The organism is Halorussus ruber (genome assembly GCF_004765785.1).
In the GTDB taxonomy this organism is placed as follows: Archaea; Halobacteriota; Halobacteria; order Halobacteriales; family Haladaptataceae; genus Halorussus; species Halorussus ruber.
This window is the reverse complement of sequence record NZ_SBIT01000006.1, coordinates 317,124-341,016: the sequence shown is the minus strand read 5'-3', so window position 1 is coordinate 341,016 and position 23,893 is coordinate 317,124. Positions and strand designations below refer to the sequence as shown.

Genomic DNA, 23,893 nt, shown 5'->3' with positions numbered 1-23,893 from the left:
GGAACCGCTCCACCATGGAGGAGCGGTGTGAAGGCCAAGTAACGGACGTCGTGTAAACGGCGTTCGTGAAACTGACAGAAGTCAGAAGAGCCGTACAGGTCGTGGAAAACGTCTCCCGTCCGAGTTCAATTCTCGGGTTCGCCGATTCTCGCGTTCCAACTCCGAGGAGCAGAGCGTCTCGCGGTCGGATTGAAGCAAGAGTTTCATTTCTTTAGTAAATAGTCTTATTTCCCAAAGGTCAGTCCGACGACGGAAAGCACTTACCGACGCCCCGAGCATCCGCCAACATGAAGTGCCCCGCTATCACCTCCCTCGCCGTCGCCCTCCTCGCGCTGACGGCGGTCGCGCCTGCCGTCGTCCCGGCGAGTTCGCCGCCCCAGCCCCTCTGTTCGGTCTGCGACGACGGCTTCGAGCGCGCCGCCGACGAGCGAGGCCTCCAAGCAAACGTCACCCACGGCGAGGCCACGGTCCGCGTCCGCGAGGACGGCACGGGCCTGTGGACCGTCAGGAACCGCCTCGAAAACGAATCGGTCGCCGACCGCCTCCGGAACGACCCGGACCGCCTCGACCGAATCGTCCGCACCGCGCTCGGCGATAGCTACCGGAAGCCGAATCCGAATCTCCTCTCGAACGTCTCGACCAGCGTCCGGAACCAGACCGTCGTCGTGACCTTCGCCTACGAGAACTTCGCCGACCACGTGGGAAGCGGCGTCCTGTTGGTCGAGTACTTCCACGCCGACGGTCGCCGGGGATACGGCCTCGTCGCCGACCGGTTCGCCGTCATCGGTCCCGAGGGAAGTCGAGTGCTGAAAGGTCCCGACGAGAGTTGGGACGACGACAGCGAAGTGACCGTCGGCCGAAACGCGACAGCGACCGGCGGAAGCACGGACAGAGGAAGCACTGCAGGCGGAAGAAGCGCAGGCGAGGTAGTGTGGACTAACTACGCCGAGTCCGACGAGTACCACGTCGATTCCTACGTCGAGGACAGCTACATCGCGTTCGGCCCGCACGACGGCCTCTTGCAGGGCGTCGCGCTCCGAATCGCGCTCGTCGGGCGGGCGCTCCCGACGGTTCTGGGCAACCTCGCGCTCCTGGTTCCGTCGGGCATCGCGCTCGCGGTCGGGTTCGGCGGCTACCGGTCCGTCGTCTCTAGGTACTTCGCCTCCGAGCGACCGACGCGACTCGCCGCGGGAATCTTCGCAATCGGCCTGCTGGCGGTCGGCCACCCATTCTACGCGGGGTCGGTGCCGCTCGTCAACGACTACATCCCGCCGGTGACGGCCGCGGGAGTCGCCTACGCGCTGGTCGCTGCCACGGCGCTCTCCGTCGAACGATTCGGGCGATTCGGGCGGTTCGAGCGATTCGGCTCCCGACGACGCATCTCGTGGTGGTGGCTGCTCGCCCCCGCGCTGGCTACCCCGGCGGTCGCGGCCCCGGTAGAGATGCTGGTGAGCTATCCGAACACGCTCCGAGGAGTTTCCGAGACGATTCTGTTCGCCGTGCCGCTGGCAGCGACGTTCCCCCTCGGGTACGCCTTCGGTGGCGACGCCCCTCGCGCGAAGCGCCGGGCCGCAGTGGTCGCGTTCGCGCTCGTCGCGGCCCTGCCGCTCCGATTCGTCTCGTTCACCGAGGCCTCGGTGGCCGGTGGACTGGTCGCCATCATCGCCGCCGTCCTCACGCTCCTCGGCCTGCTGTTCGGCGCGCCGCTGTACCTGTTGGGTGGGTCGCTGGCGAGCGCGGGCGAGGCAAGCGACTGAAAGCGGGTCGCTGGCGAGCGCAGGCGAGGCGAGCGAGGAGAATTAGCTCGCGGGTTCGATTTCGAGGAGACCGCTGGCGTACACGCCCACGGCGTAGCCCTCGTAGACGAGCGAAACGTGACCGTCTACGTCGGCGGTGCCGCCCGACCCCACGAAGTCGTCTATCATGTCGGGGTCTACTGTCTCGTAGAGCGGGTCGAGGTCGAGCGGGTCGGCGTCCGCGATGTCCGCGACTGCCGTGACGAGTAGTTCGCTGGCGGTCACGTCGGACGCCGGGTCGTAGTGAACGCGATGCGGTTCTGCTCGACGCTCGGGAGCGTCGTCTCGGGTCTCGTTCGTGTCTATCATGGCATCACCGAGGTTCGGTGAACGGGCAACAGGACAGACTCCCGCGTCACGGCCGAGTCGTCCCCTCCCCCCGCTAACGACGAACGAATAGAGGGCGAGCGCCCATATAATTAGCGGCTACGAGCCTCAAATTACTTCTGTCGTGAATCGAACCGGAACGGAAACCGGTCTCAAACATTCGCCTCGCGGTCGAAAAATTCGAGATACGCCGAGATTCGGCCGTCGCCCCAGAACCGGACCGTGTTCGTCCGCGGGTCGTAGTCGAGGACGGCCGCGTCGTCGAGTTTCGGGAGACTCCGGTGGTGGAGCGCGATGGCGACTCGCTGGCGGTGATTCTCCCTGTCGGCCGGTCCACTCCGGTCCGGTTTCTCGTCGGGCTGCTCCGCTCGGGCCTCGCGCTCGACCACGCTATCCACGAGGTCGCCGAGTTCCACGGTGTTCTCCGACCGGGATTCGAGAGCGGAGACGACGTGGCGGGCGCGCCGGTCTGCCAGCGCGTCGGCCAGCAAGTCGATGGATTCTCCGCCGTCCAACGGTCCCGCGTCGAACCACGGCGGTAGGTCGTCCCCACCGGAGCGATCGTCAGACATGTTACCTCATGGCAGAGGCCCGGAAGGGTTAGTTCTGTCGGGCAGACACGACAGCGACGATAAAATCAACGAGTGAAACCGTTAGCGTTTGCGTTTACGTAAACGATAACCGGATTCAGCTACCCAAACCGGGCCGTCGAACCGCGACAGTCGGCGTCCGCGAGGACTCCTCGACAGGTCCGGCGACCTCCTCGACAAGTCCGACAAGCGATGGGCAGACACGGGAGAAAGTCGCCGTAAGCGGGCATCTCGGGCCAGAACCGGCGCGGAAACCATACCAGCGAGGACGACGAGTGTGTAGCTATGCGAGCCTACAAGTCGAAGGTCGTCACCCCGATTCGCCTCCCCGACCGCGACGAGCGCGAGGAGAACCTCCAGCAAGCAGGATACAACGTCTTCAATCTGGATTCTGACGCGGTGTTCGTAGACCTGCTGACCGACAGCGGGACGGGCACGATGAGCGAGAACCAGTGGGCGGCCATAATGAAGGGCGACGAGGCCTACGCCGGGAGCCGGAGCTTCGAGCGCCTCCAGTCGGCGGTCTCGGACGTGATGGGATTCGAGCGAATCATCCCCGCCCATCAGGGCCGCGGGGCCGAGAACGTCCTCTACGGCGCGCTGGTCGAGGACGGCGACTACGTGCCCAACAACACCCACTTCGACACCACTCGCGCCCACATCGCCAACAACGGGGCCGAACCGGTGGATTGCCCCCGTGACGGGGCGCTCGGTGACGAAGACGAGGCACGCCCAGACGAGGACGATTCGGCCTTCGCTGGCGACCTCGACGTGGAGAAGGTCCGCGAACTGGCCGACGAGGTCGGCGCAGAGAACATCCCCGCAGTGCTGGTCACTATCACGAACAACTCGCTGGCGGGCCAACCCGTGAGCGTCGAGAACGTCCGCGAGGCCCGCGAGGTCGCGGACGAACTGGACGCCACCTTCGTCATCGACGCCTGTCGGTTCGCCGAGAACGCCTACTTCGTCCGAGAGCGCGAGGAGGAGTTCGCGGGCGAGTCGGTCGCCGACGTGGCCCGCGAGCAACTCTCTTACGCCGACGCCCTCGTGATGAGCGGCAAGAAGGACGGCCTCGCCAACGTCGGCGGGTTCGTCGCCCTCCGCGACGACCCGGAACTGGACGGCCTCCACGCCAAGGCCCGCGAGCGGGGCATCCTCTACGAGGGCTTCACAACCTACGGCGGGATGGCGGGCCGGGACTTGGAGGCGATGGCGGTCGGCCTCCGCGAGGCGGTCGAGGAGTCCTACATCGAAGACCGCGTCTCGCAGGTCCAGCGCCTCGGCGACATGCTGGCCGAGCGCGACGTGCCGGTCCAGCGACCGACCGGGGGCCACGCGGTCTACGTGGACGCCGCCGAATTCCTGCCCGAGATTCCGCCCGAGCGGTTCCCCGGACAGGCGCTGGTCTGCGAACTCTACCGCGAGGGCGCGGTCCGCGGGGTCGAACTCGGTAGCTTCGCCTTCCCCGAGACCGACCGGCCGGAACTGGTTCGGCTCTGTCTGCCCCGGCGGACCTACGGTGCGGACCACCTCGAACACGTCGCCGAGACGTTCGAGGAAGTCGCCGAGCGCCGGGACGCGGGCGAAGTGTCCGGTCTAGAGATCGTCGAGGAGCCCGAGATGGCCGAGCTGCGGCACTTCAGCGCGGAGTTGCGGCCAGTAGGCGGTTCGGAGGAGAGAAAGGAACAAGGGCAGGAACAGGAAGCGACCGCGGACGACGACTGAATCGACCACAGACGACGACTGAGCGGACGGTCGGTCTTCTACACGCCTTCGACGGTCTCGCGGTACGACCGGATGCGACTCCGGGCCTCGGTCACGGCGTCGGCGTCCTCGCCGTCAAGGTCGGTATGAAAGCATACTTTTATCACTTTGATACTGGATTCCCCGGTATGAGAAATAGAATTAAAGCCGCGCTGTTGTTTACCGTCGGTGGTGTCCTCGGACTCACATATCTATTCGTGGTCATGGGCGACCCATTCGCCTTATCCGGACCGCAACGACGACCGCCATTAATTTACACTATCGTTATGATACTTGGATTGGCTACCGGAATCGGTCTGTTCCTCGACGTCGATTTCCTCGTCGAGATATTCGTCGCCGACGACTGAGAACCGTCTATTTCCAGACGGTTCTCCCGTTTCGGGTCCGGAATGACGAAACGCGAAAAATCGGAGTTACCGGGGTCTCAGCAGGCTCCGGCCTCGTTGCAGACCCACTCGGCGTTCGATTCAGTGTTCGGAAGGTTGCACAGCAGGCTCAGGAACGTGGCACACGCGACTAGTCCGACTCCACCGCTGGCGATGCCCGCGGCTCCGCAGATGTACGGACTCGCGGCGTTACAGCCGAGGTCCCACGCTACTTGTACTGTAGCCCCACAGGCCGAGCAGTACGTGACGGTCCCGGAGTTCGCCAATTGCTGGGCGGCGTCGGTCTTGGCGAACGTTATCGCCGAACTGTACAGGAATGTCGCGGCCTTGAATCCTCGCGGCAGGTCCCCCTCGTCAGAGAGTTCCTCGGCGAGGTCGAACTTGACGGTGTGGGACGTGATGAGTACGTCACCCCCGACCTCTTCGAGGTCCTTTGTGTCGACGCTGGAGAACGCGTCCGCACACCAGTTGATGGCGTTCTGAATCGCGTTCCAGAAGTCGTTGATGAGGCCCTGCGTCCGAACTTGGTCCGTCTGCTGGTGGGCCGTCCGGAAGGCGTCGACGTTGAACACGACTGTCGTCGTCGCCAGAGTCGTTCCCGTACTCGCCACGCTGACGCCGTTGCTCTCGACGCTGTAGTCCTCGATGAACGCGTTCGAGTCTAGCAAGGAGTTACCCTTCGACTGGGTGCTGACCTGCCCGTCGTCGAACGAGTCGAACGCCTGCTTCCGGGTGAACCCGTCAGATGTCTCCCACTCGTAACTGACGTACCCGTTCGTCGTCTCGGGATTCTCAGTAGCGAGCAGTTGCGCGCTGTCTCCCCGCCGAAGGTCCGTGAGGTCGAACGTGACCGTGTTCCGATTAGTGAATCGCTCTCCTGCTGGCGGAGAGATGGCGGTGATGGCACCGACGTCACGGCGGACTCGACCATGCTTCTCCGCCGCTTGAATCAGCGTCTGGACCTTGTCGTTTCGCTCCATCCGGGCGGCGAGTTGGAGCGCAACCGAACGGTCGATCCGTTCCTCGGCCGCGCCGTAATCGAGCGTCACGTCGACGCCGCGGTTGCCCTTCGCGGCCGAGACCGAAACCTCGGTCGGACGACCCGTACCGCTCACTAACTCTACTTCACCGGTTTCCAAGGTAATTTCCTTGACGCTTTGTCCGTTCTCGAACTGCCCCGAAGAGCGGACGGTGAAAGTTACGGCGGAATCGCCCGTGGCTTCGAACTCCAGACGCTGGGCCTCCGGCGGCGCGGTAACGGTCCCTAGGCCGGGAACGTCGAGCGACACGAACCCACCGATGTAGTCGATAGTCGTCGTTCCGCCGGGCGTGTCGGACTTGACGACGCCTTGGGCGGTCTCGCTCTGAGCATTCGACTGTTCGTTTCTGACTGCGGCTTCGTGACCGAACGTGAGCGAGTAGGGCCTCCCGCGGGCTTCGACGGTGGCCTCGCCGAGGTTAGTCAGCGGGAGCGGGGTGTCGGTGTCAACTTCTGTTCCGTTGTGGACGAGCGTCGCGTCGCCGTCAAGGTCGAGATAGGTCAACTCGCCGGCGTAAGAGAGAACGTGAGACCCGCCAGAAACCGTGCCTTCGACTCGACGGTCGCCGACGCTACTCGCGGTTCCCTCGGTCACTTCGACTGCACCGCTCGCCGACACGTCGTAGGAGACCGACCCCTGAGCGACGATTTCCAGCGTCTCGTGGGGGAAAGCCTCGTAGTCGAAGGATCGACCGTCAACCGTGACCGTGGCGTCGCCCGTCACGTCGAACGAGGTGAACTCCCCGGTGAACGTGAACTCGTGTCGGCCGCCGTCGAGTCGAGCCGTCGCAGTTCCCTCTTTGACGGCTCTCGCGGGCGCGTCGGTCGGTGAGAGCAGGCCGGTGACGCTGAACTCGTAGGTTGCGGTTCCGGCCGACTCGATAATCACCGAATGGGAATCCGTGGACTTGTCGGCACGCGCCTTGCCGAACACGTTGAGTTCGTCGGGCGTGACGCCGGTCGCCGACGCGGTTGCGGCACCCGCGACACCGAGTGATCTGAGTACGTTCCGTCTCGAAATTATGGCCTCGCTATTATTTTTCACACTATGCGTTATTTAATGCAAATATTTAATATTTTCTTTATATTATATAATACATAATTATTTATGGACGTATCCGCACATTGCGACCTACCGAATCGATGCTCTGATTTAGAGTCGGTTCCTTCGGTCGAACATGGCCTGCAAACTCAAGCGCGGTCTGTTCGCCCTCGTCGGATTGGTCGCAGTCGCATTCGGCGTTCACTACGCCCTGTTCGGGTCGCTCCCGCTCGGCAAGCCCGAACTGCTGAAGAGCGACGACGGCGTCGAGTGGAAAGAAGTGGAAGTGTAGCTTCCCCCGTTGTTTTCTCGCCGCAAGCAGTACACGTGTGCGTAGCCACGGTGTAAAGAGGGTTCGAGAGAAGAGACAACTAAACAATCTCCTAACGATGGGTTTCGTTTTCTAAACAATCGAAGACAATTCTTTCTGGCCGACAAACTCAAACCATCGCCTCGGGCGAAATCTCGGGATGGGCCCGGTAGAAATCGACCAGCGCGTCCGCGTAGCTCTCGAACGCCGGGCACCCTACTCCGGTCCCGCGCAGGTCCCGAATCGCGTTCTGGCTTGTGTAACTCGTCGGGTGGACGAAGTACCGAAGCACCTCGGGTTCGACCCCGAGGAGGTCCGCGAGACCCGGCACGCCGTCGAGCGACCGCCGGAGGAGGTCCGCGCTGGCTCGCGGAAGCCCAACCGAGCGAATCTCCTCGCCGGTGGCGTCCTCGAACGTCCGGAGCATCCCCGCGACGGTCGGCGGGTTCGGGTCGCAGAGCTGATACACCTCGCCTTCAGACGCGTCGAGTCCGCTCAGGCGGTCGATGGCGTCCACGACGAAGTTCCGCGGCACGACGTTGACCTCGTAGTCCCGCGGGTTCCCGAAGGCGGGCACGACGCCCAGATTGGCGGGCAGCGAGTCCAGCAGTCGGAGAATGTAGTACGGCCCGTCGTACTTCTGCGTTTGGCCGGTTCGACTGTCGCCGACCGTGATGGCCGGGCGGTAAATCGTGGCGGGCAGGCCCGCGTCCATCCGGCGCTGGACCTCCACCTCGGCGAGGAACTTGGTCTCCTCGTAGTAATTGTTGAACTCCTGGCCAACGTCGAGGTCCTCGTGGGTGAACACCCCGTCGTGTCGCCCGCTGACGTAGCACGTGCTGACGTACTGGAAGCGTTCGAGGTCCGGACACGACTCCGCGAAGTCGAGGACGTTCTTGGTCCCCTCGACGTTGACCGCCATGCCGACCTCGCGGGCGACCCCCAAGTCGTACACCGCCGCGAGGTGATAGACTTCGACCGCGTCGTCCGCGAGGTCGTCGTAGGCCGCGCCGAGGCCGAGGTCCGACTCGGTGATGTCGCCCTCGTGGAGTTCGATGCGCTCGGGCGTTCCGCCTTCGAGTTCGACCGCGCGCTCCTCGGCCAACGCCCGGTATTTGGGCTGAACCAGACAGCGAATCGTCACGTCGTCAGCGTACCGCTCCAGCAGGCGCGCGACCAGTTCCGACCCCAGAAAGCCCGGAAAGCCGGTGAGGAAGACGGATTTCGACGCCAGGGTGGAGTCCGCACCGTCTGCGCTCGCCATCACCGCACCCCCGGAAGCCGCTTCATCGCTCGGAGCAGCAGCGTCATCGCCTCGGCGTACCATCCCTCCGGAACCCAGTCGGGTGGCTCAGTCACCGCCCCGGCGCGCTGTTCGGCGACGGTCTGGGACTCGGTGTACTTCAAGAACCCCTCGCGGCCGTGTCGCCGCCCGAGGCCGGAGTCTTTCATCCCGCCCATCGGCGCGTCCACGGAGGCCCACGCCGCGGCGTAGGCGTCGTTGATGTTCACCGTGCCGCACTCGATTTGCCGGGCGACCTCCCGGCCGCGCTCTCCGTCCTCGGTCCAGACGCTCGCGTTCAGGCCGTACGCCGAGTCGTTCGCCAGTCGAATCGCCTCCCGCGCCGACTCGACCGGTTCGACCGACACGACCGGGCCGAACGTCTCCTCGCGGGCCAGTTTCATCCCCTCCCGCGCGCCGGTCAGGATGGTCGGTTCGAAGAAGTAGGGGCCGAGGTCGGGCCGAGCGCGCCCGCCGGTCAGCACGTCCGCGCCCTTCGAGACGGCGTCCTCGACGTGGCGCTCGACGGTTTCGAGTTGGTCGGGGCCCACCAGCGACCCCACGTCCGGGCCGTAGTCGTAGCCCGGCCCCACGTCGAGACCCCGGGTGCGACGGACGAACCGGTCGAGAAACTCGTCGTAGACCCCGCGCTCGACGTAGACGCGCTCGAAGGAGATGCAGAGTTGTCCCGCGTTCGTGAAGCAACCCTGAACCGCGCCCGAGACGGCCTTTTCGAGGTCGGCGTCCCCGAGGACGACCATCGGATTCTTCCCGCCGAGTTCGAGCGAGCAGTCGGTCAGGTTCGCGCCCGCCCGCTCGGCGACTGTCCGCCCGGTCTCGGTCCCGCCCGTGAAGCAGACGAAGTCGGACTCCTCGACCACCGCCGCACCCGCCTCGCCCCCGCGCCCCGTGACGACCTGGAACACGTCGTCGGGCACGCCCGCCTCGCGGAGGAGGTCTCGGAGCAACAGGGCGGAAAACGGCGTCTCCTCGGCGGGCTTGAGGACCACCGCGTTGCCCGCCAGCAGGGCCGGAAGCGCGTCCGAGACCGAGAGCGTCAGGGGGTAGTTCCACGGTGAGACGATGCCGACCACCCCAATCGGGTGGCGGTAGACCCGGGTGTCCGTCATCAGCGGGAGCGCGCCCTTCCGGCGCTCGGGCGCGAGGTAGTCCGCCGCGCGGTAGGCGTAGTGGCGCGCGGTCGTCGCCACGTCCAGCACCTCCTCGAAGGCGTCGAGGCGGGCCTTCCCGCTTTCGAGTTGCGCCACGTCGAGGAGTTCCGTGCGCTCGTCCAGCACGAGGTCGTGAAACCGAAGGACGGCCTCGGCGCGCTCCGAAATCGGCCGGTCGGCCCACAGCTTCTGGGCCTCGCGGGCGCGCTCGACGGCCGCGCTCACGTCCGCGTCGGTGCTCGCGGGAATCGTTTGTATAGTATCGCCCGAGTACGGCGCTTCGACCGGAATCTCCTCGCGGTCGCCCTCGGTCGGCACCGAGGCGGCCAGCCGCGAGAGCGCGGCCGAGTCGGCGCGCGCCGGGAGTTCGGAGAGAGTCACGACTGGCGATTCGCGCGGCGGTCGTATCAGCGTTCTGCCGCGCGGGCCCGTCGGGACCGGGCGAGTCGGGGGAGTCGGGCGGGCGAGCGGACCGCTCACCCGCCGAGGTAGAGCCGACCGACCTCCTCGTCTTCCAGCAACTCGGTCCCGGTGCCCGCGAACTTTATCTCGCCGCTTGCCAGCACGTACCCCCTGTCCGCAATCGAGAGGCCCTTCTCGGCGTTCTGTTCGACCAGCAGAATCGTGGTTCCCAACTCGTTGAGCTGTCGAATCCGGTCGAACACCTGCTCGATGTAGGTCGGTTCGAGGCCGATGCTCGGCTCGTCCAACAGCATCAGTTTCGGCTCGACGACCAGTCCGCGGGCGAGTTCGAGCAGTCTGCGCTCGCCGCCCGAGAGCATCCCGGCCGCCTGCTCGCGGCGCTCGTCCAGTCGAGGGAACTCGTCGTAGAGTTCTTCGGCGCGCCGGGCCGCCCGGTCGTCGTCGCCGAAGACGTACCCGCCCATCAGCAGGTTCTCGTGGACCGACATGTCCGGGAAGACGCTGGACGACTGGAGGACGTAGCTCACGCCCGAGCGCAGACTGTCCTGCGGAGTTCGGTGGGTCACCTCCTCGCCGTTGAACGAGATGGTCCCCTCGAACACGTCGGCGAAGCCGTAGATGGACTTCATCACGGTGCTCTTGCCGGAGCCGTTGGGACCCACGAGGCAGGCGATTTCGCCCTCGCCGACGCCCAAGTCAACGTCGTGGACGACGGTGGTGTTTCCGTAGCCCGCGGTCACGTCCGAGAGCTCGAGGAGGGCGTCGGTCGCTTCCGGGGGTTCGGTCTCGGCCATCTCACTCCCTCCCCAGATAGGCATCGACGACGCGCTGGTTCGACTGAATGTCCTCGGGCGTCCCCTCGGCTATCTTCTCGCCGTGTGCGAGGACGTACACCCTGTCGGAGACGTCCATCACCACGTCCATGTTGTGTTCGATGAGGAAGATGGTCACCCCGCCCTCGTTTGCCTCGCGGATGTAGTCGAGCATCCGGCGAATCATCGAGGGGTTGATGCCGCCCGCCGGTTCGTCCATCAGCAGGAGGTCGGGGTCCGACATCAGGAGCATGGCGAACTCCAGCAGTTTCTGCTGGCCGAAGCTCATCCGGCCCGCCCGCATCTCGCGCAGGCCCCACAAATCCACGCGCTTCAGTAACTCCTCGGCGCGCTCGCGGGCCTCGTCGCTCGGCGGTCGGAAGAGCCGAGCGACGGTGCGGTCCTCGCTGGCCGAGACCAGCATGTTGCGCAGGACCGACATCCCGTCGTAGATGCGCGTGTGCTGGAACATCCGACCGAGGCCAGCCCCGGCGATGCGATGCTCGGGCCACTCGGTGACGGCCTCGCCGCGGAGGAACACCGACCCCTCGTCGGGGTGCTGGCGACCCGCGACGCAGTCGAACAGCGTGGTCTTTCCCGACCCGTTCGGCCCGATGAGACCGACGATTTCCCCCTCGCGGACCTCGGCGTTGACGTGGTCCACCGCGGTCAGGCCGCCGAATCGCTTGGTCAGCTCCTCGACGCGCAGGATGGGGTCGCCGGACGACTCGATTTCGGAGTCCGGCGTCGAGGTCTCGACGCCGGACTCCGCCGCGTCGGCCTCGGATTCGGACCCCGTCTCTGCGCTCACGAGTCGCTCACCTCCGGGTCGCCCACGTCGGGGTCGCTCGACCCCGGCGTTTCGTCGGCGGCCGCGGCCGAGGAGTCGGCCGCGGCCTCGCCGCCCATCTCGTAATATTCCATCGCCGCGGCGCGCTCCTCCAAAGTCCCGACGATGCCGTCTGGGAGTAGGAGGACCGTGGCGATGATGACCAGACCGAGCGCGACGAGTTGCCAGCCCGGAAAGACGGTGTCCACGACGAAGATGGCGAGCGTCAGGCCGAACGCACCCAGAATCGGCCCGGCAACCGTGCCCGCGCCGCCGATGAGCGCCATCGTGATGAGTTCGACGTTCCAGCCCAGGTTGTAGGCGGTCTGTGGGTCCACGAAGGTGTTGAACGCGCCCCACGCGCCGCCGACCCAGCCGGTGAACAGCGCCGAGAGCATCCACGCCGCGGTCTTGTAGTAGGTCGTGTTGACGCCCATCGCGGTGGCTCGGCCCTCGTCGTCCCGAATCGCGTTCAGCACGTAGCCGAACCGGGTCCGGGTCAGGTAGAGCGCGACCGCCGCCTCGACCGCCAAGATGGCGAGGAAGACGTAGTAGAAGGTGTTCTCCGGCGGGATGTCGAACAGAATCTTCCCGCTGGCCCCGCCCGTGAACTCGAAGTTGCGACTGAGTTGGACCGAGACCAGCAGGACCCCGAGCGTGGCGATGGCGAAGTAGCCGCCCCGGAGTCGCAGGACCGCGAGGCCGATGACCAGCGCGAAGACGACCGCGACCGGCCCGGCCGCGAGGACCGCCGGGAAGAAGGCGACCCCCCAGTCTTTCAGCAGGATGGCGGTGGTGTACGCCCCGAAGCCGAAGAAGGCCATGTTGCCGAAACTCGGGTAGCCGGTCTGGCCGCCCACGAGGTCCCACGACAGCGCCAGTACCGCGAAGATGTACATCTGGACGACCACCGTGAGGTAGAACCCCGAGAGGCCCGCGGTCGGGAGCATCGCGCCGACAGCGACGAGGAGGCCCAGCAGGAGCCACGCCCGGTCGCTGAGCGCCGAGAGGACGCGGGCGAGGGAGCTTCTGGAGCCAGTCGCCTTGGCGGACTCTCCACTCATCCCTCACCCTCCTCGACCGACCGGCCGAACAGACCGCTGGGTTTCACCAGTAGCAGGACCACCAGCAGGGAGAAACTCACCGCGAGGGTCCACTGGCTCCCGACGAATCCGGCGGTTAGCTCCTCGACGGAGCCGAGCAGGAGGCCGCCGACCAGCGCGCCAGGGATGCTCCCCAGCCCCCCGAACACGACGATGACGAAGCTCTTGAGGGTGTAGGCCAGCCCCATCTGCGGCTGGACGCTCAGAATCATCGCCACGAAACTCCCCGTCCCGCCAGCGATGGCCGCCGAGAGGCCGAAGGTGACCGCGCGGGTGTGGGCCACGTCGATGCCGACCAGTCGAGCCGCCTCCGGGTTCTGAGCCACCGCGCGAATCGCTCGGCCCCTGCGCGTCGTCCTGAGGTAGCCCCACAGCAGGAGCGTGAGCGCGATGGCTCCGAAGAAGGCGATGAGCTTGATTTTCGGGATGAAGACGCCCGCAATCACGATGGAGGGGTCGGCGAACCCCGCGCCGACGCTCCGGGGGGTCGCGCTCCACGCCTGAATCGCCAACTGCTGGAGGACGATGCTGACGCCGAACGTGACCAGCAGCGTCAGAAAGAGGTCGGCGTCCGCGACGTGCGTGACCAGCAGGCGCTGGAGGAGGTAGCCCACGGCGTAGAGGGCCGCGAGCGCGACCGGCACCGTGGCTAAGGCGACCCAAATCGACCCGCCGCCCGACCCGCCCGAAAACGCCACGAGCCAGTACGTGACGTACCCCCCGAGCATGAGGAGTTCGCCGTGCGCGAGGTTGATGATGCCGACCACGCCCCAGATGAGCGCGAACCCGACCGCGACGGCGGCGAACAGCGCGCCGACCAGCAGACCGTTGACGACGAACTGGGTGAGCGCCATCGCGCTATCGCTCGGACCAGTTCGGCATGGGGTAAATCGGTTGGCGCTGCTGGACCGACTCGGGCCAGACGATGACTTTCCGGGACGCGCCGCCCGACCCACCGGCCCCGCCTCCTCCGCCCTGCGTCGCGGTGCCGTTTTGGGTCCCGTTCGTCGCGGTCCCGTTCTGGGTCTGCGTGGTCCCACCGGCCTGTCCGCCAGCCTGCGGTTGCCACTGGTAGACCAGCATGTCCTTGTCGATGACGCCGTTGTCGCCGAACGCGACGTTGCCGTAGGCGGTGGTGAACTGGATGTCGCGGATGGCGTTGCGGACGTTGGTCGGCCCGAGGCTACTCACTTGCTGGAAGGCCCGCTGGAAGGTCTGGATGACCGCGGCCCCCGCGGCGTTGTGGTAGTCCGGTTGATAGCCGTACTCCGATTCCACGGCGCTCACGAACTCGCCGGTCGAACCGAAGACGCTGTCCTCGAAGGTGGCGTTGATGGCCCACGAACTCGGGCCGTACACGTAGTCGCCGTTCGCGCCGGTCTGGTCCTTGAACGACGACGTGAGGCTTCCGACCGTCGCCATCGCCATGTCCACGTCCACGTTCTGGGCCTCCATCTGCTTGGCGAGGATGACCGCGTGCTTCTGGTGGGCCGCCAGAATCAAAATGTCGGCGTTACTGCTCCGGACGCGCCCGAGGAGCGTCGAGAGGTCGGAGGTCTCGGTCGGGAAGGTCTGGTCCACCGCGATGTTCACGCCCTCCTCGTTCAGTTTCTGGCGCGCGCCCTTCGCGGAACTCTGGCTGAAGGTGTCGCTCTCGGCCAGTAGCGCGGCCGACTCGGGCGGCGAGTCTTGGGCCATCGCCATCTCGATGGACGAGAGGGGGTACTTGTCGGCGGTCGGCAGGAGGCCGAAAATCCACTCGTTGCCCTGACTGAAGATTTCGGGACTCGCTCCGCCGCCCTCGACCATCGGACGCTGGTTGCGGGCCGCGACGGCGCTCGCCGGGAGCGTGACCGTGCTGGAGTACGGCCCGAGCAGGTAGTCCACGCCCTCGCGGTCGATGAGTTCCTGATAGATGGCCCGACTTTTGGAGGCGTCGGTCTCGTCGTCGCGCAGAATCATCTCCAACTCGTAGGTGGTGCCGTCTCCGGCCTCGACGCCCCCGGCTTCGTTGATGCGTTGGATAGTCAACTCGTAGGAGTCCCGGTAGAGTTGCCCGAGGTCCGCGTTGTCCCCCGAGAGACTCATCGACCCGCCGAGCGTAATCGTGTTGCCCTGTGCCGCCGCCGTTCCCATTCCCGTCAGCGCCGTGACGCCCGTCAACCCGGTCGCCGCGAGGAACTTCCGCCGTGACGTGTCGGTTCGCATGGCTCTACGGTGGTACACGCCAGCGGCCATAACGTTAATTATTATTCAGTATGTTCGGGTTCGAGAAATCGCAGATGGAAGCCCGGCGACACGTCGAAATCCGGAGTTTCCCGAGGAGCGTTCGAATTCGCTCGGCCTAACCGCGGTCGAGGGGCTCTCAGTTCCGGTCCTGAAAACCGGGATTCCGGCCCTGAAACGCCGTCACGAGGTCGAACAGCGCCCGCCGCCGGTCGCCGTGCATCGCGTAGTGGTCGGCCCCCGCGAGTTCGACGTACTCGTTTCGACTCCTCGCCGCGCCGAGTTCGTCGTAGAGCGTCAGGGCGTCTGACCGCTCTGAGACCCCGTCCTCGCTCCCCCGAACTACCAGCGTCGGAGCGGAAATATCGCCGGGGTCGTAGGGCGGGTTTCCGGCACAGCACTCGCGCACGTCGGCGAGCGCGCCGGTCTGGGCGACGTAGGCCTCCTCGCGGTCGGCGGCAGCGCCCTGTCCGGACTTGACCATCGAGCGCCACGTGGCTTCAAACAGATTTGGATTCGCGTTCTCATCTTTGCGCTCGGCGACCGTCTCGCGGTCGTCTTCGAAGTAGGCGTCCAACTCCGGGTCGAGGCCGAGCGCCGAGATGCCCTCCGCGAACTCGTAGGGCGGAGCGTAGACCGGCGCGCACTGGACGTAGGAGGAGGCGTCGGGATTTCGCTCGGCGAAGAACCGGCCGGTGGTCATCGTCCCCCACGAGACCCCGACGACGTGGACCGCCGCGTGGCGCTCGGCCGCGAACTCGAAGGCGGCGGCCACGTCGGCCTCGGCGTCGGCCGCGCGGACCGGCGGGTCGTTCTCCTCGGGGGGTTCGGCCATCTCGGGCGGGAACTCGCTGTCGCCGTAGCCCCGCACGTCGAGCGCGTAGGCGGTCCGGCCCGCCTCGGCGGTCGCGCGAACCACGAGTAGGAATCGTCGAGGCGGCCCTCCTCGTCCTCGACCGGCGGCGCGAACAGCGCCCGCGAGTGGGTGATGGCCCCGTGGACGAACAGGACCGCTTCCTCAGTTTCTCCGTTTCCGGACGCGTCCTCCCAGACTCGGAGTCGCGTGCCGTCCGCGCTCGTCACGTCGTGAGCTATCAAATCCATCGTTTTGGCATTCAAAATAATTTCAAAGATAATAAAATTGTGTGCTTAGGACAACTCTACAATTCCCTCTTCGCTCGGCTCAGTCGTGGCCCGACACCGGCACGGGTTCGTAGGGTTCTTCGAGGTACGCCACGTCGCTGGCCGAGAGGTCGATTTCCAGCGCCTCCACGGCGTCTTCGAGATGCTCGACGCTGGTGGTGCCGACGATGGGCGCGTCCACCCAGTCCTTGTCGAGGAGCCACGCCAGCGAAATCTGGGCCATCGTCACGCCCTTGTCGGCGGCGAGTTGCTGGACGCGCTCGTTGATTTCCTTGCCGCCGCCCTCACGGTAGGGGTGGTCGTACATGTGCTCCTCGGCCTCGCCGCGGTCGGTCGCGTCGATGTCCTCGTGAGGCCGGGTCAGGTAGCCCCGCGCGAGGGGACTCCACGGCATCACGCCGACGTTCTCCTGCTCGCAGAGCGGGAGCATCTCGCGTTCCTCCTCGCGGTAGACGAGGTTGTAGTGGTTCTGCATGGTCTGGAACCGCTCCAAGCCGAGGCTGTCGCTGGTATGGAGCGCGTCGGCGAACTGGTAGGCCCACATCGAGGAGGCCCCGGCGTACCGAATCTTGCCGCGGCGCACCGCGTCGTCGAGCGCCCGCAGGGTCTGCTCGACGGGCGTGTCGTCGTCCCAGCGGTGAATCTGATACAGGTCGATGGTGTCCATCCCAAGGCGGTCCAGCGAGTTCTCCAGTTCCTGCTCGATGGCCTTCCGCGAGAGGCCGCCGGAGTTGGGGTCCCCGTCGTCCATCTGGAAGTAGCACTTCGTGGCGACGACGCTCTCGTCGCGCCGCCCCTCCAGCGCGTCGCCGAGGACGCGCTCGCTCTCGCCGTTCGAGTACATGTTGGCGGTGTCGAAGAAGTTGATACCCAACTCGATGGCGCGCTCGATTATCTCCTCGCCCTCCTCGGGGTCCAGCACCCACGGCCGCCAGTCGCTCGTGCCGAAGCTCATGCACCCGAGACAGATTCGGCTGACTTCCATACCCGTGTCGCCGAGCGTCGTGTACTCCATGCAAACCCAGTCGCCCGGCGGGAGTATAAAAGTGCGTCAGGCGGCAGCGCCGAACGACTCTGCTGTCCGCACGGCCTCTCGCGCGTCCGCCACCGACACAGACCCATCGGCGAACGCGGCGCGCTCGTAGGTCTCGGTCAGGTCCTCCAGTCGCCCGAGCGCCTCGTCGCCCACACCGGCCTCCCGGCAGGCGGCGAAGAACTCCCAGTGGGTTCGGGGGCGCTCCGGGTCCGCAATCCCGTCGCCCGCGAGTTCTCGGCGGACCGCGCCGTAGGCGGCCACCACGGCCTCGTCGGAGTTTCCGGCGTCGAGCGCCGCGTTCGCGCCGTCGAGGAGGGTCCCCGCCGCTCGATGGCGAACGTCGTCGAACTCGCCGACCGCCGAGTCGCCGTCACCCTCCTCGGCCCCTTCGACCGCTTCGTCCTCCTCGGTTTCGTCGCCCCCAACCGCGTCGAGGTCCGACGGAGCGTCGTCAGACGAGCGCGCCCACCAGCCGACAGCGCCGAGGACCGCGACCGTCAGCAGTCCGAGCGCGCCGAACCGAAGAAGTCGTCCGGAGACCGGCCCGCCCGCAGAGCCGACCGTCAGGGTCCCCTGAGCCGACGAGGAGCCGAGGTTCCCGCCCGCCGACGAGTGGACCGCGGCGACCGAGACCGACGAGTCCGAGTCGTTCTCGACCGAGTCCGGAATCCCCACCGTGGTCGCAAATCCGCCCGTCTCGTTCGTCACGGCCTTGCCGACTGTCTGGCCGCCGATGCGGAGCGCCACGGTCTGGTTCGGGACCGGAGCGCCGCCGCGGGTTTGCAGGGTTCCGGCGACGAACGCGGTCCCGTTGACGGTCCGCGTGGTCGTTATCGAGGTCCGGGTCGGCGTCGCCGCGACCGTGACCTCGGCTGACGTTTCCGCCGACGCGACGGCGAGTCGCGCGTCAGGGTCGTTGGCCGGGCCTGATGCGCCGGACCCGAGCGGACTGGCCCCGAGAGAGCCTGAGCCGGGCGTGCCGGACCCCGACGCGTTCCGAGTCGCGTTGGCAGGAACGACGCGGACGCGGACCGACTGACTCCCGTTCGAGACGTTCGCCGGGAGTCGGCCCGCGACGCCGAACGAGCCGTTCGGACCGGTCCGCCCGCTGGCGATTCTGACGCCGCCGACGCTCGCCGCGACCGGCACGCTCGGGACGCCCGCGTCGCCAGCGGCAACAGACCCGTTGACGACTAACGTCTCGTTGTACCGGACGGACGCCGTCCGGTTCGAGACCCTAACCTCGGGCGTGACCTGTTCGACGCCGAACCGGACTGTCGCGGCGTCCCGCAGGTAGACCGAGTCGTTCGTGGGCCGGAAGGCAATCGTCCGAGGTCGGTCGCCGACCGGTGCGAGCGTGGGCCGGTATTCGACTTCGAACCGACCGTCCGGCCCGGTCGTGACGTTTAGCGTCCGGTTGCCGACGAGGAGCGTCACGTTCTCGTCCGCGACGGGGTCGCCCTCGGCGGTTCGGAGCCGACCCTCGAGCGGAATAGGGTCGGCGAACGAGCCGCTCGACCGGGTCGCCCGGACCGTCAACTCGGTCCGAGTCAGCGTCTGGTCGCGGACCGCCTGCTGTGTTCGCGTGACGTTTCCGCGAATCTCTCCGATGGACCGGGCGGCGCTCCGAAAGCTGGCGCGCTCGGCCCCGGAGATGTTCTCGTAGCTCGCGTTCAGCCGAGTCGCCGAGCGATTCACCGCGACCAGTCGTCGTTCGAGCCGGTGGGCGAGTCGGAGCGCGAGGTCGTCGCTGTCGTTCTCGCGGTCGGCTTGGTACGTCCGGTGAAGCCGCCGGTACTCTCCCACGGCGGCGAAGAACTGGCGCTGGCGCTGTCCGGCGATGGCGAAGGATTTTGTCCGTCCCTCGCTCCCGTTCGTCCGGTTCGTGGCCTCGGCGTACTGTTCGACGAGGTCCGAGTACTCGGAGTCGTTGCCGACGAGTTCCCGAGCGCGTTCGCGGTCGGACTGGCTCAGGTTGGCGCTCTCGGAGAGTCGGCCGATCATCTCCTTGGAGACCCACTCCTGCATGTCGGCGGCCGAGCCGTTTTCGCTGACCTCGCTGGGGTTCCGGTGGGCGACGGTGGTGTTGTTCGACCCCGGTTCCTGCTGGTCGGGGAGAAGATGGGGTGAATTCGGGGAAGTGACACCGGAAGTAGTCGCACCGAGAGCGGTCGGCGCGGCCGACCCACTCACGGCTAGCAGGACTGCGAGAACGATGACTACTCGTCCGTTGCTTTCCCCACTCCCCCGGTCCATACCTGCGGTACTTCAGCATCGGTTATACGTCTGGTGGGGTACAGCGTACCGAGAAGGGCCAGCGAGCGCCAGTAGCTTGAATTACCCGCGCGCCGTCTCCAGTTACCATGGGGGTGACACGCCGCTTCTGGGGAGAAGCGGGATTAGTCGTCGTACTCGCCGGACTGGCCGTCCTGTTCGCCCGACCGATACTACTGGTCGGCGCGGCCGGAGTCGCCGGGTGGCTACTCACCCGACAGTACGCGTTCGTCAGAAGCGTCTCGAAGGTGTCGTCCGACCTCGCCGTCGCGCAGTCGGCGTCGAAAGGGGCGCTCAGGGTCGGCGACGAGTCCCGGGTCCTCCTCGACGCCGAACTGCCGCAACCGGCCCCGTTCACAATCGACTTCGAAGCGAATCCGCCGGTCGGCCTCGAAGTGAGAGAAAGTGACACCGACGAAGTGACGGAGAACGACGCCGACGAAGTAGCTGAGACCGGCCTCCGGGCCTCGCTGTCGGCCGGTCAGCGGGCCGCCGCGACGGCGTTCGCAGTCCGGTGCCCGCTGGCCGGGGCCTTCGAGTTCGACCGACCGACAGCGTCGGTGACCGACCGGACCGGGCGCTTCCGAGCGACGTTTCCCGCCGGGTCGGAACTGGACCTGACGGTGAACCCTCGGGGGCCGCGAAACGTCCACGTCGGCGCGGGCGGCGAGGCCGTGCAAGCGCCCTTCGGCGAGTACGCCAGCGACGACACCGGTCCCGGCTTCGAGTTGACGGGCATCCGGTCGTACGTCCCCGGCGACGAGGTCAACCACATCGACTGGAACGCGACCGCTCGGCTCGGCGAACCCCACGTCCGGAAGTTCGAGACCACGACGGAGCGCGCGAGCGTCCTGCTCGTGGACTGCCGGTCGTCGATGGCCGACGGGGCCGAGGGCGAGACCAAATTCGACTACGTCCGGCAGGTGGCGCTCGCGGTCGTGGAACACGCTCGGGACCGCGGCGACCCGCTGGCCCTCTACGCGGTGGGCGACGACGGTCTGCTGGTAGACCAGTCGCCGACCACCACCGAGGAGGGATACCGACTGATAGAGCGCCGCCTTCGCGCGCTGGAACCGGAGGAAATCACCGACGACTCTGGAAAGCGAACCGAGGCGATTTCACCGGCGACGGCGCGGCGGCGCGCCCAGCGACTCCACGGCGAGGACTCGGCGTTCGCCGACCGTCTGGAGCCGTTCTTCGCGGATGCCGACCCGTACGTCGAGCGCGTCACCGACGACCCGCTCTTCCGGGTGGCCCGGACGCGCCTCGACCAGTTGCACGGCGCGGTGACGGTGGTCGCGCTGACCGACGACACCCGCCGGACCGAGACCCGCGAGGTGACGAAGATTGCTCGGCGAGGAGACGACCACTTGCGAGCGTTCCTGACGCCGACGGCGCTGTTCGAGGACGAGGCCGACCTCGAAGCGTCCTACGACCGGTACGCCGACTTCGAGCGGTTCCGACGGGAACTGGCGAACTTAGACCGGGTCACGGCCTTCGAGGTCGGCCCCGGCGACCGGGTGGAGGCGCTACTGGCCGCCAACCGGATGCAGAAACGGGCGAGGAGGGGAGCCTGACGATGGCCGGACACGCCGACTCCGAGGCCGGAGCGGAGCGAAGGAAGCGGGACGGACTCACGACCGACCGGACCAAACTCGGCGGCGCGAGCGCGCTTCTGGCGGCGGTGGCGCTCATCGGCCTCACCGAGGGACGCCCGCTCGTCGCCGTCCTCGGCGGCCTCGCCGTCGTCGCGTCGTGGTTGCTCCTCGCACCGACCTCCGCGTTCGCGCTGGGTCACGTCGCGCTCGCCGCGGTGTTACCGGCGAACGCGCTCGCCAGCGGCGTTCCGCTCGAACTGCTCGCGGTCGAGGTCGGACTGGTCGGGATGCTCCTCGCGTCTGCGACGAGGCGGGGAGTCGATGCCGGAGGCTCGGTCGCGCTCGCTGTCGGAGTCGTCCTCGCGTGGACGTTCGGCGGCGGCGCGCTGGCGTGGATTGCGGCGCGCTCGGGCCTCGACCTGTGGCTGGCGGGCGCGCTGGTGGTCGGCGCGAGCGGACTCGCGGCCTACGGACTGCATCGCTACCAACTCGTCTCGCTCGGACTCGTGGGTGAGACCGATGAGTAGCGACTCGCTCGACCCCGAGAGAGCCACGCTGGAGTCGGAGGCCGGAGACGGTTCGGACGCTGGGACGGAGGGTAAAATCGACAGCGCGTCCTCCTCGGACGAGGAGCGCACCGCGGACCTCGCCGCGCAGGTCGAGCTCCTGACCGAGGAGAACCGGCGGCTCAGAGGCGAGTACGTTCGGGCGCGACAGACCACCTACCGGCGGACCGCGCTCGGTCTGTTCGCGGTCGGCGCGCTCGCGGTGCTGGGCGCGCTGGCGCTCCCCGAGTCGCGGACCGTGCTGTTCGCGCTCGGCGGGACGGGGATTTTCGCAGCGGTACTGAGCTATTACCTCACGCCCGAGCGGTTCGTCGCCGCCGAGACCGGCGAGCGCGTCTACAGCGCGCTCGCGGCGACCGGCGACGACCTCGCCGCCGAACTCGGCTTGCAGGACGACCGAATCTACGTCCCGACGGGCGCGAGCGACGACCCGTTCGCGGGGGTGCGCCTGTTCGTCCCCCAGCACGGCGAATTCGACCTGCCCGACGCCGACTCGCTCTCGGCGCTGTTCGTCGCCGAGGACGACGAGTTCGAGCGCGGCGTCTCGCTCTCGCCGACCGGCGGCGGCCTCTACCGCGAGTTCGAGACTTCGATGGCCGACGAAATCCCCGACGACCCCGGAAGCCTCGGCGAGGGACTGGCCGACGCGCTCGCGGAGGGCTTCGAGTTGGTCGAGAGCGCCGCGACCGACGCCGACGCCGCCGACGGCCGACTCACGGTCGAGGTCTCGGGAAGCGCCTACGGCGACGTGGACCGGTTCGACCACCCGGTCGCGTCCCTCCTCGCGGTCGGCATGGCGGCGAACCTCGACGCGCCGGTGAGCCTCGACACGCGCGCCGCCTCGGACGATTCGAGCGCCGACTACCTCGTGACCTGCGAGTGGAATCCCGACGCCGCGGCGTTCTCGACTGCGGAGTAGCGACGCCGCGGCGTTCTCGACTGCGGAGTAGCGACGCCGCGGCGTTCTCGACCGCAGAGTTGAGACGCCGCGGCAGTCGAGACCACCGAATGAGGACGCCGCGGCGGCCGGAACGGCCGCCGCGGCAGACGTGGTAGGAGAAATTTAATATATTGCTTTAGAAATCGTATTTATGTTCTAAAAACTGCTATGCAATTCTCAAAGCACGTTCTATGATTCTCCGACCACACGCCGCCCGCGCACCTCACTCGCTGGTCGGCGCAGGCTCTTCGGCGGAGACCGGCGCGGTCCCGTCCGGCGGTTCGACCGTGGCGAGGACCTCCTCGACCACGTCCTCGGGCGTCACGTCGCTGAGGTCGGCCTCGGCGCTGGGCACGAGTCGATGGGTCAACACCGGTCGAGCGAGCGCCTTCACGTCGTCGGGGATGACGTAGTCCCGGCCGTGGATGGCGGCCCGGGCCTTCGCCGCGTTGAGGAACAACAGCGTCGCGCGGGGCGACGCGCCGTACTTCACGTCCACGCTCTCGCGGGTCGCGTTCACCAGTTCGCGGAGGTACCCCTTGATGGCCTCCTCGACGTGAACGTCGTCGACCACCTCCTGAGCGGCGAGGATGTCCTCGGCGGTGACGACCTGCGAGATGTCGTCCAGCCCGAGGTCCGGTTCGGCGTCGAACCGGTCCAGCAGCGTCATCTCCTCGTCCTCGTCGGGCAGGCCGACGGTCACCTTGAACTGGAAGCGGTCGCGCTGGGCGACGGGCAGTTCGTAGGTCCCCTCCATCTCGATGGGGTTCTGGGTCGCCACGACGATGAACGGCTCGGGCAACTGGAGCGTCTGGCCCTCGATGGTGACGGTGCCCTCCTGCATCGCCTCCAACAGCGCCGACTGGGTCTTGGGCGTCGCGCGGTTGATTTCGTCGGCCACGACGACGTTGGCGAACACCGGACCGCGCTGGAGTTCGAACTCCCCCAATCCCTCGCGGTAGATGTGCGTCCCCGTGATGTCGGCGGGCAGGATGTCGGGGGTCATCTGGATGCGATTGACGTCCAGACCGGTCGCTTCCCCCACGAGTCGGGCGATGGTCGTCTTGGCGACGCCCGGGACGCCCTCCATCAGGAGGTGACCTCGCGTCAGCAGAGAGATAGTGAGTACTTCCACGACCGACTCGTTGCCGACTAGCACTTTGCCGACCTCCTCGCGGAGGTCCTCGTGTATCGCGGCGGGCTTGGTCATCGTCGTCGGTATGCACCCGGAGGCG

The 23,893-nt window shown here is 66.8% G+C and carries 21 protein-coding genes; 7 read left to right on the top strand and 14 right to left on the bottom strand.

What is annotated here, in order from left to right:
* Positions 1-287 precede the first annotated feature (287 nt).
* Positions 288-1,757, top strand: coding sequence for a hypothetical protein (locus tag EPL01_RS11020; protein ID WP_135825310.1), 1,470 nt, complete (start codon positions 288-290; stop codon positions 1,755-1,757).
* A 42-nt stretch (positions 1,758-1,799) separates the two neighbouring features.
* Here EPL01_RS11020 and EPL01_RS11015 read toward each other — a convergent pair whose 3' ends face one another.
* Both EPL01_RS11015 and EPL01_RS11010 read right to left on the bottom strand, forming a co-directional pair.
* Entirely contained in the window at positions 1,800-2,105 is a 306-nt protein-coding gene (locus EPL01_RS11015; protein ID WP_135825309.1) for a HalOD1 output domain-containing protein, read from the bottom strand.
* A 170-nt stretch (positions 2,106-2,275) separates the two neighbouring features.
* Positions 2,276-2,695, bottom strand: a complete 420-nt coding sequence (locus EPL01_RS11010; protein WP_135825308.1) for a DUF7344 domain-containing protein — start codon at positions 2,693-2,695, stop codon at positions 2,276-2,278.
* Positions 2,696-2,998: 303 nt separating this feature from the next.
* Between EPL01_RS11010 and EPL01_RS11005 the strand changes: the two genes are divergently transcribed.
* Both EPL01_RS11005 and EPL01_RS11000 read left to right on the top strand, forming a co-directional pair.
* Positions 2,999-4,438 (top strand): tryptophanase, encoded by a 1,440-nt coding sequence (locus EPL01_RS11005; RefSeq protein ID WP_135825307.1) that lies wholly within the window; start codon positions 2,999-3,001, stop codon positions 4,436-4,438.
* 167 nt (positions 4,439-4,605) lie between these two features.
* The gene (locus tag EPL01_RS11000; protein WP_135825306.1) at positions 4,606-4,824 is read left to right on the top strand and encodes a hypothetical protein; all 219 of its coding nucleotides are present in this window, start codon (positions 4,606-4,608) and stop codon (positions 4,822-4,824) included.
* A gap of 77 nt (positions 4,825-4,901) precedes the next feature.
* Here EPL01_RS11000 and EPL01_RS10995 read toward each other — a convergent pair whose 3' ends face one another.
* Positions 4,902-6,947 carry a halocin C8-like domain-containing protein gene (locus EPL01_RS10995; protein WP_135825305.1) on the bottom strand — a complete coding sequence of 682 codons (2,046 nt, stop codon included), beginning with the start codon at positions 6,945-6,947 and terminating at the stop codon, positions 4,902-4,904.
* Between the two features lie 133 nt (positions 6,948-7,080).
* Here EPL01_RS10995 and EPL01_RS21610 point away from each other — a divergent pair, with 133 nt between their 5' ends.
* The gene (locus EPL01_RS21610; RefSeq protein ID WP_168215877.1) at positions 7,081-7,236 is read left to right on the top strand and encodes a hypothetical protein; all 156 of its coding nucleotides are present in this window, start codon (positions 7,081-7,083) and stop codon (positions 7,234-7,236) included.
* Positions 7,237-7,384: 148 nt separating this feature from the next.
* Here the strand turns inward: EPL01_RS21610 and EPL01_RS10990 are convergent, their stop codons facing one another.
* The 10 genes from EPL01_RS10990 to EPL01_RS10945 all read right to left on the bottom strand — a co-directional run bounded on the left by EPL01_RS10990 (position 7,385) and on the right by EPL01_RS10945 (position 19,536).
* Positions 7,385-8,518, bottom strand: coding sequence for an SDR family oxidoreductase (locus EPL01_RS10990; protein WP_135825304.1), 1,134 nt, complete (start codon positions 8,516-8,518; stop codon positions 7,385-7,387).
* Positions 8,518-10,089: a succinic semialdehyde dehydrogenase gene (locus EPL01_RS10985; protein ID WP_135825303.1), complete on the bottom strand. Its 1,572-nt coding sequence runs from the start codon at positions 10,087-10,089 to the stop codon at positions 8,518-8,520. The genes EPL01_RS10990 and EPL01_RS10985 overlap by 1 nt, the downstream gene beginning before the upstream one ends.
* Positions 10,090-10,184: 95 nt before the next feature.
* Positions 10,185-10,925: an ABC transporter ATP-binding protein gene (locus EPL01_RS10980; protein WP_135825302.1), complete on the bottom strand. Its 741-nt coding sequence runs from the start codon at positions 10,923-10,925 to the stop codon at positions 10,185-10,187.
* Between the two features lies 1 nt (position 10,926).
* Complete coding sequence (locus EPL01_RS10975) at positions 10,927-11,754, bottom strand: ABC transporter ATP-binding protein (RefSeq protein WP_246045676.1); 828 nt, start codon at positions 11,752-11,754, stop codon at positions 10,927-10,929.
* Positions 11,751-12,836, bottom strand: a complete 1,086-nt coding sequence (locus tag EPL01_RS10970) for a branched-chain amino acid ABC transporter permease (RefSeq protein WP_135825301.1) — start codon at positions 12,834-12,836, stop codon at positions 11,751-11,753. Before EPL01_RS10970 ends, EPL01_RS10975 begins: the two co-directional genes overlap by 4 nt.
* Positions 12,833-13,729, bottom strand: a complete 897-nt coding sequence (locus EPL01_RS10965; RefSeq protein ID WP_135825300.1) for a branched-chain amino acid ABC transporter permease — start codon at positions 13,727-13,729, stop codon at positions 12,833-12,835. The genes EPL01_RS10970 and EPL01_RS10965 overlap by 4 nt, the downstream gene beginning before the upstream one ends.
* Positions 13,730-13,733: 4 nt before the next feature.
* On the bottom strand, positions 13,734-15,083 hold the full coding sequence (locus EPL01_RS10960) for an amino acid ABC transporter substrate-binding protein (protein ID WP_135825299.1): 1,350 nt from the start codon (positions 15,081-15,083) through the stop codon (positions 13,734-13,736).
* A gap of 157 nt (positions 15,084-15,240) precedes the next feature.
* Positions 15,241-16,020 carry an alpha/beta fold hydrolase gene (locus tag EPL01_RS10955; RefSeq protein ID WP_210424125.1) on the bottom strand — a complete coding sequence of 260 codons (780 nt, stop codon included), beginning with the start codon at positions 16,018-16,020 and terminating at the stop codon, positions 15,241-15,243.
* 264 nt (positions 16,021-16,284) lie between these two features.
* Positions 16,285-17,259, bottom strand: a complete 975-nt coding sequence (locus EPL01_RS10950) for an aldo/keto reductase (protein WP_135825298.1) — start codon at positions 17,257-17,259, stop codon at positions 16,285-16,287.
* A gap of 36 nt (positions 17,260-17,295) precedes the next feature.
* Positions 17,296-19,536, bottom strand: a complete 2,241-nt coding sequence (locus EPL01_RS10945) for a DUF4129 domain-containing protein (RefSeq protein ID WP_135825297.1) — start codon at positions 19,534-19,536, stop codon at positions 17,296-17,298.
* 107 nt (positions 19,537-19,643) lie between these two features.
* Between EPL01_RS10945 and EPL01_RS10940 the strand changes: the two genes are divergently transcribed.
* Genes EPL01_RS10940 through EPL01_RS10930 form a run of 3 tightly spaced genes read left to right on the top strand, consistent with a single transcriptional unit; the run spans position 19,644 to position 22,637 of the window.
* Positions 19,644-21,131 (top strand): DUF58 domain-containing protein, encoded by a 1,488-nt coding sequence (locus EPL01_RS10940; RefSeq protein WP_135825296.1) that lies wholly within the window; start codon positions 19,644-19,646, stop codon positions 21,129-21,131.
* Between the two features lie 2 nt (positions 21,132-21,133).
* Positions 21,134-21,679 (top strand): DUF8163 family membrane protein, encoded by a 546-nt coding sequence (locus tag EPL01_RS10935; RefSeq protein WP_135825295.1) that lies wholly within the window; start codon positions 21,134-21,136, stop codon positions 21,677-21,679.
* Positions 21,672-22,637: a DUF7982 domain-containing protein gene (locus EPL01_RS10930; RefSeq protein ID WP_246045675.1), complete on the top strand. Its 966-nt coding sequence runs from the start codon at positions 21,672-21,674 to the stop codon at positions 22,635-22,637. The genes EPL01_RS10935 and EPL01_RS10930 overlap by 8 nt, the downstream gene beginning before the upstream one ends.
* 244 nt (positions 22,638-22,881) lie before the next feature.
* Here the strand turns inward: EPL01_RS10930 and EPL01_RS10925 are convergent, their stop codons facing one another.
* On the bottom strand, positions 22,882-23,868 hold the full coding sequence (locus EPL01_RS10925) for an AAA family ATPase (protein ID WP_135825294.1): 987 nt from the start codon (positions 23,866-23,868) through the stop codon (positions 22,882-22,884).
* Between the last annotated feature and the right edge of the window lie 25 nt (positions 23,869-23,893).

Excerpts from the sequence above, each read along its gene's own strand:
- EPL01_RS10935 (WP_135825295.1), top strand. The coding sequence starts at position 21,134 with ATGGCCGGACACGCCGACTCCGAGGCCGGAGCGGAGCGAAGGAAGCGG.
- EPL01_RS10940 (WP_135825296.1), top strand. The coding sequence starts at position 19,644 with ATGGGGGTGACACGCCGCTTCTGGGGAGAAGCGGGATTAGTCGTCGTA.
- EPL01_RS10945 (WP_135825297.1), bottom strand. The coding sequence starts at position 19,536 with ATGGACCGGGGGAGTGGGGAAAGCAACGGACGAGTAGTCATCGTTCTC.
- EPL01_RS11015 (WP_135825309.1), bottom strand. The coding sequence starts at position 2,105 with ATGATAGACACGAACGAGACCCGAGACGACGCTCCCGAGCGTCGAGCA.
- EPL01_RS11010 (WP_135825308.1), bottom strand. The coding sequence starts at position 2,695 with ATGTCTGACGATCGCTCCGGTGGGGACGACCTACCGCCGTGGTTCGAC.
- EPL01_RS10925 (WP_135825294.1), bottom strand. The coding sequence starts at position 23,868 with ATGACCAAGCCCGCCGCGATACACGAGGACCTCCGCGAGGAGGTCGGC.
- EPL01_RS11000 (WP_135825306.1), top strand. The coding sequence starts at position 4,606 with ATGAGAAATAGAATTAAAGCCGCGCTGTTGTTTACCGTCGGTGGTGTC.
- EPL01_RS10930 (WP_246045675.1), top strand. The coding sequence starts at position 21,672 with ATGAGTAGCGACTCGCTCGACCCCGAGAGAGCCACGCTGGAGTCGGAG.
- EPL01_RS11020 (WP_135825310.1), top strand. The coding sequence starts at position 288 with ATGAAGTGCCCCGCTATCACCTCCCTCGCCGTCGCCCTCCTCGCGCTG.
- EPL01_RS10965 (WP_135825300.1), bottom strand. The coding sequence starts at position 13,729 with ATGGCGCTCACCCAGTTCGTCGTCAACGGTCTGCTGGTCGGCGCGCTG.
- EPL01_RS10990 (WP_135825304.1), bottom strand. The coding sequence starts at position 8,518 with ATGGCGAGCGCAGACGGTGCGGACTCCACCCTGGCGTCGAAATCCGTC.
- EPL01_RS10950 (WP_135825298.1), bottom strand. The coding sequence starts at position 17,259 with ATGGAGTACACGACGCTCGGCGACACGGGTATGGAAGTCAGCCGAATC.
- EPL01_RS10960 (WP_135825299.1), bottom strand. The coding sequence starts at position 15,083 with ATGCGAACCGACACGTCACGGCGGAAGTTCCTCGCGGCGACCGGGTTG.
- EPL01_RS11005 (WP_135825307.1), top strand. The coding sequence starts at position 2,999 with ATGCGAGCCTACAAGTCGAAGGTCGTCACCCCGATTCGCCTCCCCGAC.
- EPL01_RS10980 (WP_135825302.1), bottom strand. The coding sequence starts at position 10,925 with ATGGCCGAGACCGAACCCCCGGAAGCGACCGACGCCCTCCTCGAGCTC.
- EPL01_RS21610 (WP_168215877.1), top strand. The coding sequence starts at position 7,081 with ATGGCCTGCAAACTCAAGCGCGGTCTGTTCGCCCTCGTCGGATTGGTC.
- EPL01_RS10970 (WP_135825301.1), bottom strand. The coding sequence starts at position 12,836 with ATGAGTGGAGAGTCCGCCAAGGCGACTGGCTCCAGAAGCTCCCTCGCC.